The sequence below is a fragment of the Allokutzneria albata genome (assembly GCF_900103775.1).
GTDB lineage: Bacteria > Actinomycetota > Actinomycetes > Mycobacteriales > Pseudonocardiaceae > Allokutzneria > Allokutzneria albata.
Map to the genome: position 1 here is coordinate 5225570 of NZ_LT629701.1, position 12327 is coordinate 5237896.

General features: G+C 70.9%; 10 protein-coding genes. 3 read left to right on the top strand and 7 right to left on the bottom strand.

What is annotated here, in order from left to right:
- Window positions 1-64: 64 nt before the first annotated feature.
- On the bottom strand, window positions 65-1285 hold the full coding sequence (locus tag BLT28_RS23285) for a glycosyltransferase family 2 protein (protein ID WP_052406935.1): 1221 nt from the start codon (window positions 1283-1285) through the stop codon (window positions 65-67).
- Window positions 1286-1316: 31 nt separating this feature from the next.
- On the opposite strand from BLT28_RS23285, the gene hrpB reads away from it, so the two are divergent.
- Window positions 1317-3722: an ATP-dependent helicase HrpB gene (hrpB, locus tag BLT28_RS23290; protein WP_231950390.1), complete on the top strand. Its 2406-nt coding sequence runs from the start codon at window positions 1317-1319 to the stop codon at window positions 3720-3722.
- Here hrpB and BLT28_RS23295 read toward each other — a convergent pair.
- The 5 genes from BLT28_RS23295 to BLT28_RS23315 form a co-directional block, all read right to left on the bottom strand.
- A complete protein-coding gene (locus BLT28_RS23295) occupies window positions 3709-4866 on the bottom strand; it encodes an NAD(P)/FAD-dependent oxidoreductase (RefSeq protein ID WP_052406963.1) in 1158 nt (385 codons plus the stop codon). The genes hrpB and BLT28_RS23295 overlap by 14 nt on opposite strands.
- Window positions 4867-4871: 5 nt before the next feature.
- Window positions 4872-5069: a ferredoxin gene (locus tag BLT28_RS23300; protein ID WP_030427791.1), complete on the bottom strand. Its 198-nt coding sequence runs from the start codon at window positions 5067-5069 to the stop codon at window positions 4872-4874.
- 35 nt (window positions 5070-5104) lie between these two features.
- Complete coding sequence (locus BLT28_RS23305) at window positions 5105-6298, bottom strand: cytochrome P450 (protein WP_231950391.1); 1194 nt, start codon at window positions 6296-6298, stop codon at window positions 5105-5107.
- 92 nt (window positions 6299-6390) lie between these two features.
- On the bottom strand, window positions 6391-7809 hold the full coding sequence (locus BLT28_RS23310) for a sensor histidine kinase (protein WP_030427789.1): 1419 nt from the start codon (window positions 7807-7809) through the stop codon (window positions 6391-6393).
- Window positions 7806-8549: a response regulator transcription factor gene (locus BLT28_RS23315; protein ID WP_269459601.1), complete on the bottom strand. Its 744-nt coding sequence runs from the start codon at window positions 8547-8549 to the stop codon at window positions 7806-7808. Before BLT28_RS23315 ends, BLT28_RS23310 begins: the two co-directional genes overlap by 4 nt.
- Window positions 8550-8623: 74 nt before the next feature.
- Between BLT28_RS23315 and BLT28_RS23320 the strand changes: the two genes are divergently transcribed.
- Together BLT28_RS23320 and BLT28_RS23325 are read left to right on the top strand one after the other, a co-directional pair.
- Window positions 8624-9262 (top strand): TetR/AcrR family transcriptional regulator, encoded by a 639-nt coding sequence (locus BLT28_RS23320; protein ID WP_030427787.1) that lies wholly within the window; start codon window positions 8624-8626, stop codon window positions 9260-9262.
- A gap of 90 nt (window positions 9263-9352) precedes the next feature.
- Complete coding sequence (locus BLT28_RS23325; RefSeq protein ID WP_030427786.1) at window positions 9353-10357, top strand: DUF6528 family protein; 1005 nt, start codon at window positions 9353-9355, stop codon at window positions 10355-10357.
- A gap of 27 nt (window positions 10358-10384) precedes the next feature.
- Here BLT28_RS23325 and BLT28_RS23330 read toward each other — a convergent pair whose 3' ends face one another.
- Entirely contained in the window at window positions 10385-11998 is a 1614-nt protein-coding gene (locus tag BLT28_RS23330; RefSeq protein ID WP_156050567.1) for a GGDEF domain-containing protein, read from the bottom strand.
- Window positions 11999-12327 lie beyond the last annotated feature (329 nt).

Sequence of the window (12327 nt, forward strand, 5' to 3'; positions counted from 1 at the left end):
CGTTAGCAGAGCTAAGGTTAGGCCATCGGGCAATCGTTTTTGTAATCCGATCGGTACCGCCGGGTCACGAATTCGCGGGACGCCTGCCCACGCGCAGCAGCGGCTGGGCTCCCTGGGCGACGACCGGGCGCCCCCGCCAGGTGGCGGACCTGCCCAGCGCGACGCGGACAGCGTCACCGAGCAGCGCGGCGAACGCGGCCCCGGCCAGCGGTGCGACCACTCCGCTCGCTGCGGGCTGGTTGAGCCGGCGCGCCACCGCACCGTGGCTGACGGCCTGAGCGCCCCACGCCACGGCTCCGAGGGTGATCAGCCGGGAATCGCGACGGCGGAGCCCCTTGGTCAGCGCGAGGACCGGGACGAGGCTGTAGAGGCCCTGGGTCAGTGCCCCCAGGCCGAGCACGCGGATGTCACCGTTGTTGCCCGCGACGAAGCTCTTGCGCAGCGAACGCCACATGACGCCGAAGCCGTCGAAGCCGGAGTTGCCGAACATGCCCTGGCTGTCCACGGTCAGCGTCCGCGCGCCCTGGTCGCGGAGCAGCGTCGCCATCGCGACGTCCTCGCCCCGCGACCCCGCGACCGCGGGCCAGCCGCCGACCTGCTCGTAGGCGTCGCGGCGGAACAGCATGCAGTGCCCGTAGGCCAGCGCGAGCAGGCCCCTGCCGTCCGGCCCCGCGCTCTCCAGGATCATCGCGACCGCCGGGGGCATGACGGTCCAGTGTTCGAGCCGCGTCCGGTCCGTCACGCCGGGCGTGGAGACCAGGTCTGCCTCGCGGGCCAGTGCCGTCGTGAGCAGGCGCCCGACCAGCTCGGGGTGGGCCGTCGTGTCGGCGTCGAAGAACAGCAGCCAGTCGGTCGGTCCCGAGGCGTCCGGCCAGTCCGGCGCGGAGTCGGCCGCTATGACGCCGACGTGCATGGCGTGCACCTTGCCCGCCCACCCGTCCGGCGGCCCGTCGCTGTCCACCACGCGGACCCGGGGGTCCTCCTCGGCGTGCCGGGCGACGATGGCGGCGGTCTCGTCGGTGGAGCCGTCGTCGACGACCACGATCCGAAGCGCGGCGTGCGTCTGGGCGCGCAGCGCGGTGAGGCAGCTGTCGATCGTGGCCTCCTCGTCCCTGGCCGGGACGATCACCGCGACGGTGGGCTGCTCCCGCAGCGGCTCGGCCGCGATCGGCCGCTGCCGACGGAGGTTGACCAGGGTGTACGCGGTGCGCAGGGCCGAGGCTGCCGCGACGAAGGTCGCCGCGCGGCGCAGGGGTCCGCCTGACTTCCGGGTGGCACGAGGCATAGTCGAAGTCTGCCTGGCAGGCTGCCGATTTGTGGTCGCAATCGCAAGGAATTGGCACGCCCTGCCCGATCTGCCGGTCCGCGCGGTCCTCGACGAGGTGGCCGGGCTGCTGACCGAGCACGGCACCGCGGTCCTGGTCGCACCGCCGGGAACCGGCAAGACCACGCTGGTCCCGCTGGCGCTGGCCGCGGACGGAGCACGCGTGGTGGTCGCCGAGCCGAGGCGGCTCGCGGCCCGAGCGGCCGCGGCGCGGATGGCCGGCCTGCTCGGCGAGCGGGTCGGTGAGACCGTCGGCTACTCCGTGCGCGGTGATCGCAAGGTCTCCGCCGCGACCCGGATCGAGGTCGTCACGTCCGGCCTGCTGGTCCGGCGGCTCCAGGCGGATCCCGAGCTCTCCGGCGTCGGCGCGGTGATGCTCGACGAGATCCACGAGCGGCACCTCGACGCCGACCTGCTGCTCACGTTGCTGGTCGACGCCCGCGCCGGGCTGCGCGAGGACCTGCGGCTGCTGGCGACCTCGGCGACCGTCGCGGCGGAGGAGGTCTCCGAACTCCTCGGTGGCGCTCCTGTGCTCCGCGTGCCCTCGGTGACGTTCCCCGTCGAGACCCGCTACGTGGCACCCGCCAACCGTGAGCGGATCGAGGGCACGGTTGCGCGCGCCGTGCGCTCGGCGCTGAAGGACTGCGTCGGCGACGTCCTGGTGTTCCTGCCCGGCGCGGCGGAGATCCGACGCGTCGCCGAGGCGCTGAGCGGTCTCGATGTCGCGGTGCGCCCGCTGCACGGCCGCTTGCCCGCAGCCGAACAGGACGCGGCGCTGCGCCAAGGTGATCAGCGCAGGGTGATCCTGTCCACCGCGGTCGCCGAGTCGAGCCTCACCGTTCCGGGAGTGCGGGTCGTCGTCGACTCCGGCCTGTCTCGTGTGTCCAAAGTGGACCATCGGCGGGGAATGGCCGGACTGGCGACGGTTCGCGTCTCTTCGGCCGTCGCGGAACAGCGCGCCGGTCGTGCCGGGCGAGAGGCGCCGGGCGTGGTCTACCGCTGTTGGCCGGAGCACGAGCACAGCACGCTGCCGCGCCAGCCGGAGCCGGAGATCCGCACGGCCGACCTGACCCGGCTGGCCCTGGAACTCGCCACCTGGGGCACTCCGGACGGTTCCGCGCTCTCGTGGTGGGACGCTCCCCCGGCGGGCGCGCTGAACGCGGGCCGAGAAGTGCTCCATGCCTTGGGAGCACTGGACGAACGAGGCGAGCTGACCGAGCGCGGTCGCGGTCTCGCGGACGTCGGGCTGCACCCCCGGCTCGCGCGCGCCCTGGTCGACGGCGCGGCACTGGTCGGTCCACGTGCGGCGGCCGAGGTCGTCGCGCTGCTCGACGACGACACGCTCGCGTCCGATGTGGACATGAAGACATCATTGCAGCGCTTGCGGTCCGGCACACCGGCAACGCAGCGGTGGCGCCGCGAAACCGATCGGCTGCGCGGCCAGGTGAACGGCAAGGAACGCAAGCCCGACCCCGCACTCGTCGTGGCGCTGGCACATCCGGAGCGACTGGCGAAGCGCCGCCCAGGCGGTGGGCCGGTGTACCTGATGGCGGGTGGCACAGCGGTGGAGCTGCCACCGGGCAACGCGCTCAGTGATGCGGATTGGCTGGCCGTCGCAGTAGCTGATCGTGAACCCGGCAAGCGACACGGGCGCATCCGTTTGGCCGCCGTGGCCGACGAGGCGTTGGCGACGTCAGCGGCCCGCGCACTGCTCACCGAAGCCGACGAGGTGAGCTGGCAGGACGGCGATGTCGTCGCGCGCAGGGTCCGCAAGCTCGGAGCCATTGTGCTGCACGAAAAACCACTGTCCGATCCGGACAGAATGGCACTGCACGACGCCTTGACGACGGGACTCCGCAAGGAGGGCACGAGCCTGCTCAGGTGGTCGGAGGACGCGGCTCGACTGAGGCAAAGGCTGGCGTTCCTCCACGAAACCCTGGGCGGCGAATGGCCCGCTGTGGACGAGGAGAGCCTTCTGTCCGCTCTGGACGACTGGCTCGATCTCTCATCCGCGAGGCGCCGCGCGGACCTGGCGAAGATCGACGCCGGGCAGGCGCTGCGCCGCCTGCTGCCGTGGTCGCTGGCGAGCAGGGTCGACGAGTTCGCGCCGGAGCGCATCGCGTTGCCCAACGGCACCAGGGCGAAGGTGGACTACTCCACCGCGGAGCCGGTGCTCCCGGTGAAGGTGCAGCACGCGTTCGGCTGGACGGACACGCCCAGGATCGCGGGCGGGAAGGTCACCGTGCTGCTGCACCTGCTCTCCCCCGCCGGGCGCCCCACCGCCGTCACCAGGGACCTGGCGTCCTTCTGGCGCAACGGTTATCCGCAGGTGCGAGCGGAACTCCGGGGTCGCTACCCGAAGCACCGCTGGCCCGAGGACCCGCTCAGCCCGCCATGATCTTCATCAGCTCCTGCCGGTAGGGGCGCAGGCCGCGCACCGAGTTCCACCCCAGCACGCCGGTCAGCTCGCCGCCGCGCCGGTAGGTGGCGATGAACGAGCCCTCCGCGGGCGCGCCCTCGACGATCTCCAGCTCGTCACCGGGCAGCGGCCAGCCGAACATCTGCAGCTTGGTGTCGTACTGGTCCGACCAGAAGTACGGCAGCGGCCGGTATTCCTGTTGCGCGCCAAGGAGGTTCATCGCCACTGCCATGGCCTGCTCGGTCGCGTTGGTGCGGTGCTCCAGGCGAATCCGGCCGAGCACCGGGTGCTCCCAGGACGCCACGTCGCCCGCGGCGTACACCCCGGGTGCGGCCGAGCAGTACGCGTCACAGCGCACACCCAGCTCGTCCACGGGGATACCGCTGCCGTCGAGCCAGTCCGTGACCGCCGTCGACCCGATGCCGACCAGCATGGCGTCGGCCTCGATCTCGGTGCCGTCGGTGAGCACCACGCCGGTGACCCGGCCCTCCGCCGACCGCACCGAGTCGACGCCGACCCCGAAGTGCGTGCGGACGCCGTTCTCCGCATGCAGGTTCGCGACCAGCTCGCCCAGCCGCGGCCCGAGCTGACGGGTCATCGGCACCGGCAGCGGGTCGACCAGGGTCACGTCCAGCCCGAGCTTGCGCGCGGTCGCGGCGACCTCGCAGCCGATCAGCCCCGCGCCGACCACGACCAGGCGCGGCCCCGCGAGCAGTTCGACGCGCAGCGACAACGCGTCGTCCATGGTCCGGAGCACGTGCACACCGCCGAGCCCGGCGGTCCCGGGCAGCACGCGGGGCACCACACCGGTGGCGATCACCAGCCCGTCGAAGTCGAGCCGGTCACCGCCGTCGAGCAGGACCTGCTCCCCGGACACTCCGGTGGCACGCGTGGCCAGGCGCAGGTCGAGCCGCAGGTCGGCGATCTTCGCCTCGGGTCGCAGCTGGACCCGTTCCGGCTCCCACGCGCCCGCGAGGACCTGCTTGGACAGCGGCGGCCGGTCGTAGGGCAGGTGGGCCTCCGCGCCGACCAGGGTCAGCTCGCCCTCGTAGCCCCGGCGGCGCAGCGCTTCGGCGGTCCCGAGTCCGGCCGCCGAAGCGCCGACGACAACGATCCTGCGCACGGTCGTCACTGCTCCAGGACGGTGATCGCGGCCGCGGGGCAGCGCTCGGCGGCCTCCTCGACGGCGTCGCGGAGCTCGTCACCGGGCCGCTCGTCCAGCAGCATGACGATGCCGTCGCTCTCCCGCTGGTCGAACACCTCGGGTGCGGACAGCACGCACGATCCGGCACCGCAGCACTTGTCCTGGTCGATCTCGACTCGCATCACAACACTCCTCGTCGTCACCTACCACTCCATCCTTACCAAGCGACGTGGAGGCGGTGCACTCCGTAAATCAACATGTCGTTCTTGTACGGGATCTCCTCCTCCGGCAGGTCGACCCGCAGCGACGGGAACCGCCGGAACAGCGCGGCGAGTGCGATCTGCATCTCCACCCTGGCCAGCTGCTGCCCGAGGCACTGGTGCGGGCCGAAGCCGAAGGACAGGTGCGAGACGCGCTTGCGCTCGACGTCGAGGGCGTCGGGCTCGGCGTAGACCTCCGGGTCGCGGTTACCCGCGGACAGCGAGACCACGACCCACTCGCCCTTGCGGATCAGCTGACCGCCGACCTCGATGTCCTCGGTGGCCAGCCGCCGGACGCCGTTGTGCACGATGGTGAGCAGCCGCAGCGCCTCCTCGACGTAGGCGTCCACCTTGGCCGGGTCGGCGCGCAGGGCCTCGACCTTGTCCGGCTGGCGCAGCAGCGCGACCGTGGTCAGCCCGATCATGTTCGCCGTGGTCTCGTGCCCGGCGACCAGCAGCAGCATGCCGATGGAGGCGAGTTCGAGATCGGAGAACGGCTGCTCCATCTCCGCCGAGCGCTCGATCAGCCTGCTCATCAGCGCCGCGTCGGGCTCACGCCGCTTGAGGTGCACCAGCTCCAGCATGTAGTCCCGCAGCCGCTCGCCCGCCCCCGCGCGCTCCTCCGGCGCGATCTCCCTGGTCAGCAGCAGCTTGCTGTCCTGCTGGAACCGGGAGTGGTCGGAGTAGGGCACGCCGAGCAGCTGGCAGATCACCAGCGACGGGATCGGCAGCGCGAAGTGCTCGACCAGGTCGGCGCCCTGGCCCGCCCGCTCCAGCTCGTCGAGCTGGGACTCGACGAGCTGCCGGATGCCCGGTTCGAGCAGCCGGATCTGCCGGACGGTGAACTCACCGGTCAGCGCGCGGCGGAAGCGGGTGTGCTCGGGCGGGTCGAGCCGGATGAACGGCTTGACGGGGTCTTCATCCCGCCGCAGGTCCCTGAACTCCGGCGGGATGAAGTCGGAGGAGAAGCGCGTGTCCCCGAGCACGGCGCGGACGTCGGCGTACCTGGTGACCAGCCAGGTCTCCTGGCCGACCAGGTCGAGGACCTTGGTCACCGGTGCCTCGGCCCGCAGCTGCGCGTACGCAGGCGGCGGCATCAGCGGGTCGACGCGCTCGGTCGGCATGGTCTGGTGGGCGACGGGACAGTTCACGATGGGACCCCCTTCTTCTCGTGTCAGTCCAGATCACCAGCGTGGGCTGACGCGAACCCGCACGGAAGCTGACGTCTTGCTGACAACCGGCGTCAGGACCGCCTCGGCAGCGTCACGACGAAGGTCGCTCCGGCGCCGGGAACGGACTCCACCCTGGCCGAGCCGCCGTGCGCCTCGGTGATCGCCTTGACGATGCTCAGCCCGAGCCCGGAACCGCCCGGCCCCCGCGACCGGTCGCCCCGGTAGAACCGCTCGAAGACCCGGCAGGCGAGCGCGGGGTCCAGTCCGGGCCCCTCGTCGGAGACCGAGAGCGCGACGGCGGTCTCGCCCACCGGCCGCACGCTGACGTGCACCGGCAGCCCGGCGGGCGTGTGCTGGAGCGCGTTGCCGAGCAGGTTGCGCAGCACCTGGCGGAGCCGGTCCGCGTCACCGGGCACGATCGAGTCCACAGTGGACAGATCGAGGGTGATGTCCCTCGCCGGGTCGATGATCCGGGTGTCGGCGACCGCCTCCGCGGCGAGCCGGGAGAGGTCGACCAGCTCACGGCCGAGCGGTCTGCCCTGGTCCAGCCGGGCGAGCAGCAGCAGTTCCTCGACCAGCGAGTGCATCCGCAGCGACTCGTCGCTGATCCGCGACATCGCGAGTTCCAGCAGTGCCGGGTCGTCGATGTCCTGGAGGTACAGCTCGGCCCAGCCCCTGATCGTGGTCAGGGGCGTGCGAAGCTCGTGCGAGGCGTCGGCGACGAAGGTCCGCAGCCGTTGTTCGGAGTGCTCACGCGCGTCGAATGCGCGGTTGATCGCGTCGGCCAGCTGCTCGACCTCGCGGCCCGCGTCGGCGAGCTCGATGCGCCGCGCGGTGTCACCGGTCGCGATGGCACTCGCGGTGTTCGCCATGTCCCGCAACGGTTTCAGTCCGACTCGGAGAGCGCCGAGGGAGAGCGCGCCGACCATGACGACGGCGACGAGTGTCGCGATCGCCACGAAGACCCCGAGCTTGGCGAGCGCGTCCTCGTTGGGGCGCAACGATGTCGCGACCACGATCCCCGTCAGCTCGCGCGGATCCTGTTGCCCCCACAGGTGCACCGGTTCGGTGAGGGGGCTCACCAGCACTCGGTAGTCCGGACCGTGCCCGGCGACCGACGGCACCGTGACGAGCGCGGGACCGGAGAGCAGGTCCCTGGACAGCGCGGGGGCGGGCTCGGGCGCCCCGGACGGCCCGTCCGCGGGCGAGGAGTCGAGGACCACGCCGCCCCTGCCGACGAGCGCGACGTAGTTTCCGCTGGGGCCCAACGACCTCAGCGTGCGCAGCGACTCCGAAGGCGGCGGCAGGTTCCGGACGTCGAGCTCGCGGACGCGGTGGTCGATGGCGGTCAGCACGGTGTCCACGCGCGATTGGAGGTAGGCGCGCATGCTCAGCAGCGCCGCGATGTCCACGGCGACGATGCTCAGCGTGGTCAGCACCAGGATCGTGGCGAGCAGGCGCCCGCGCAGCGACCCGAACCGATGGCTCATGCGCGGGGCGGCCGGATGCTGTAGCCGAAGCCGCGCACGGTGTGCAGCAACCGCTCCCGCCCAGGAGTGTCGATCTTGTGCCGGAGCCGGGAGATGAACTTCTCCACCACCGAGCCGTCACCGCCGAAGTCGTAGCGCCACACGTGGTCGAGGATCTGCGCCTTCGACAGCACGCGTCCGGCGTTGACGAGCAGGTAGCGCAGCAGCTTGAACTCGGTCGGCGACAGCTCGACGTACTCCCCCGCCCGCCGCACCTCGCACGCGTTCTCGTCCAGCACCAGGTCGGCGCAGCGGAACACGTGCTCCTCGACCACCGCCTCGGCACCCCGCCTGCGCAGCACGGCCTGCACACGGGCCAGCACTTCGGCGACGCTGAACGGCTTGGTGACGTAGTCGTCGCCACCCATGCCCAGTCCGCGCACCTTGTCCTCGGTGGAGTCGCGCGCGGTCAGGAACAGCACCGAGAGCCCGGGGCAGCGGCGGCGCAACTGGCAGCACAGCTCGAACCCGTCCCGGTCCGGCAGCATCACGTCGAGGATCACCAGTTCGAGGCGTTCCTCCTCGATCAGCCGCAGCGCGTCCTGACCGCTGCGCGCGGTGAGCACCTCGTGCCCGGCCAGCCGCAACGTCGTCGCGAGCAGCTCCACGATGTGCGGTTCGTCGTCCACCACCAGCACGCGGGCGTGCACGACCGGCGGCGCGTCCGGCTCCATCACCCGCAAGTCCCCTCCAGCAGCCACTCCGCCATTGAACTGCATTCACTGCAGACTTTCAACGAGTGCAGTTTCGCAGCGAATGCAGTAATCTGCCCGCCGTGACCACGGAGCCAGGACTGCGGGAACGGAAGAAGAAGCGCACCAGGACCGCTCTGGTGCGGGCGGCGATCGCGCTGTTCACCGAACAGGGCTACGAGCAGACGACGGTGGCCCAGATCGCCGCGGCCGCGGACGTCTCGACGCGGACCTTCTTCGACCACTTCCCCACCAAGGAAGACGTCCTGTTCATGCACGCGACGGAGCGCACTGAGCTCGTCAAGCACATGATCGAGAGCTGCGACGGCAGCGAGACCCCGGGCGAACTGCTGGTGCGGGTGCTCAAGGAGAACCTGCTCACGACCGTGTGGAACCAGGACATCGTCTCCGGTGCGGTCACCCTGCGGCTGAAGCTGATCAAGACGGTGCCCGCGATCCAGGCGTTCGCGCTGCAACGCCTGCTGGAAGTGGAGGAACAGCTCACCGACGCGCTCTGCGCGGCCTACCCGGACCGGCTCACCCGGTACGAGGCCGCGGTCATGGTCGGCTCGACGATCGGCGGCATCCTCGGCGCGCTGCGGCTGACGGTCCTCGACCACGACGATCCCGAGAAGGTGCGCGAGAGCCTGCTCCAGGCCATCGACGTGACCTCGCGCGGTCTGCGCCACTTCGACACAGCCGCCTCCGTACCGCTTTCGTAAAGTGGTTTGCTGCTCGCCCCGAACCATGGTCCTCCGCGCGAAACGCCTGGTAGACCTTGCCTCGTCGTCGCCGACCCGAAAGAGGCCGTCGTGCTGATCAGGTTCACCGGAGTGGTTCTCGGTGCCGTGCTGGGCACCACCGCGCTCGCCGCCCCCGCCGTCGCGGACCCCGCCCTCGCCGCGTCCGTCGACGTGGTCACCGCGGAGCAGGCGAGCAAGAAGATCATGATCTTCGACCCGGCGGTCGCGAGCTGGAACGGCTCCGGCGCGACCAAGTGGGCCTGGTCCCCGACAAGCGCCAACGGCTTCTCCGCTCAGGCGGATGGCGCCTCCGCGGAAGCGAGCACGTCGGCGGCGGGCTGGTCCAACCCGTCCGACATGCGGCTGCGGTCGAACTCCCACCACGGCGGCCAGGTCCTGGTGACGGCGGCCTCGGGTGGTTTCCTCGGCGTGGCCTCGTTCCCCGCGGGCAAGCGCAAGTGGTCGGTCGCGGTTCCGGGCGCCGACAACCCGCACGCGGCCGAGCTGCTGCCCAACGGCAACGTCGCGGCGGCCGCGAGCCACGGCGGCTGGATCCGGCTCTACGCGGCCTCCCAGGGCCCCAACGCCACCAAGCACGCGCAGTACGACCTGCCCGGCGGGCACGGCGTGCTGTGGGACCCGCAGGGCAGTGTGCTGTGGGCGATCGGGGACAACCACCTGGTGGCGCTGAAGGTCGGTGGCACGGCGGCGAACCCGACCCTGTCGGAGGCGCGGAAAGTCGCCCTGCCGTCGAAGGGCGGGCACGACCTGCAGCCGGTGTACGGCAACAAGGACCGGCTGTGGATCACGACCAGCTCGCAGGTCTACCAGTTCAGCAAGTCCACCGGCGCCTTCAGCACCGACTACGCGCACGCCGCTTCGGCGAACCGCACCTCGGTGAAGTCGATCGGCAACCACCCGCAGACGGGCCAGCTGATCGAGGCGAAGCCGAAGGCGGGCTGCCGGACCACGTGGTGCACCGACACGATCGACTTCTTCGGCGCCGACGCCAAGCGCACGCGAACCGGAGCGGAGTTCTACAAGGCCCGCTTCTGGTACGCCGCCTACCAGTGACCGACGTCGAGTACGCCCAACCGGTGGTCAGGCGGGGGTCGAACCGGCCAGGCGGGGCGCGACGACGCTGGGGGTGACGCCGAGCGCGGGCTCGTAGGTGACGAGGGTGCCCTTGCCGTGGCGCTTGGCGCTGTACATGGCGATGTCCGCGCGGCCGAGCAGGACGTCGGCGGTGAGGCCGCGTTCCTGGGGATCGGCGTGGACCAGGCCGATGCTGGCGCGGACGAGGTGCTGTTCGCCGCAGATCACGAACGGCACGCGGAGCGCTTCGAGGAGGCGCTCGGCGATCTTGTCGGCGCGCTCGGCCTCGTCGAGCAGGATGCCGAACTCGTCGCCGCCGAGCCGCGCCACCGTGTCGGTGGAGCGGACGCAGGAGCGCAGCCGGTCGGCGATGGCCCGCAGCAGCGCGTCGCCTGCCGCGTGCCCGAGGCCGTCGTTGACGATCTTGAAGTCGTCCAGGTCGGCGAAGAGCAGCGTGACCGGGTGGCCGCGCCGGGCGCCGAGGTGGATGGCGTGGTCGAGGCGGTCGCGGAACAGCACGCGGTTGGCCAGGCCGGTCAGCGAGTCGTGGAAGGCCTGGTGCTCCAGCTGGCGCTGGCTCTGCCGGATGCGGTCCAGCAGCCACATGTTCTCCACCAGGGTGACCAGCTGGCGCACCACGACCAGGGCGATCACCACCAGGCCGAGGTAGATCTCCAGCGGCCCGGGCGCGCTGCCGAAGGCCGTGCGGACCAGGATCAGCGACCCGGTCAGCACCAGCGGCAGGTACGGCATGAGCACGTGCACCCACTCCACCACCGGCAGCCTGCCGTCCGCGCGGCGCGGCGGGGCCGCGTACATCGCCACCGGGACGGAGCTGGCCGGCGCGAGCGCGGCGAGCGCGAAGAGCACCGGGGCGGTGATGTAGCCGAAGTTGGCCAGCGCCGGGATCTCCTTGACCCCCGCGCTGATCAGGTAGGCGAAGACGCAGTCGGAGATGAACAGCGTGATCATGCCCATGCCGATGAAGGCGAGCGGGAGCCGCCGCCCGACCAGCCGGATCGTCGCCAGCATGACCACGATGACCAGCAGCACGATGTCGATCAGCGGGTAGGCGATCGCCACGGCGAAGGCCAGCGGGGACGGCGAGGTGGCCCTGACCATCGACTCCATCACTGTGGTCCAGGTCAGGATGAACAGCGAGCCGACCACGATCAGGCCGTCGAGCACCAGCACGACGCGGGCCCTGGTGAGCCTGCGGTCCATCGGCAGCACCACGGAGCCGGGCTGCCGGTGGTCGCTGAAGACGAGCAGGGCGACGAGCACGAACACGGTCATCGCCAGGTAGCCGACGTCGGCGAGCGAGGGCTGCGGCGGCTGGGCCCGCAGGACCACGTGGTACCAGGTCCAGACGATCTGGCCGAGGGTCCAGATGCCCCAGCCGATGCCCATGATCAGCCGCCACTTGCGGTCGCTGCCGTGCCTGCCGCGCGCGGACCACAGGCAGCAGAGCGTGCCCGCGGTTCCCGCGGTCAGCTGGGCGAGGTTGTCCAGCGCGAGCACGGGGACCGGGGGCAGCAGCTTGAAGCCGGCGAGGACGACGACAACGAACGCCAAAGACATCGCCGTCGCGGCGATCATGGCGAATCGTTTCCTGTCCATAACCCCAGTCACAGTCGGTAAAGGACCGAACACGGACAACTCACTGTAGTAATCGCCAGGTCCGACTGTCGACCAATTCGATCTGGAACGGCCCGCCACATCAAGGTTATGGAATTAGATCGATCGGGGCGTGCCGCGCCCCCTTGATCGGCACCGTGTGCAACATGCGGATTTGCCCGCGGCACGGCCCCCCACCAGCGGGTTCTATAGCACCACTCGTTCTCACCCCCGGTAATGGAATGATCCACGATCAAGGGGGTCTCTCACTCGATTAGCGCGACCTCACCCGTACGTTGCAATGCGCATGGTCACTCGGCGAGCGGTCGGTT

Excerpts from the sequence above, each read along its gene's own strand:
- BLT28_RS23285 (WP_052406935.1), bottom strand. The coding sequence starts at position 1,285 with ATGCCTCGTGCCACCCGGAAGTCAGGCGGACCCCTGCGCCGCGCGGCG.
- BLT28_RS23300 (WP_030427791.1), bottom strand. The coding sequence starts at position 5,069 with ATGCGAGTCGAGATCGACCAGGACAAGTGCTGCGGTGCCGGATCGTGC.
- BLT28_RS23310 (WP_030427789.1), bottom strand. The coding sequence starts at position 7,809 with ATGAGCCATCGGTTCGGGTCGCTGCGCGGGCGCCTGCTCGCCACGATC.
- BLT28_RS23330 (WP_156050567.1), bottom strand. The coding sequence starts at position 11,998 with ATGGACAGGAAACGATTCGCCATGATCGCCGCGACGGCGATGTCTTTG.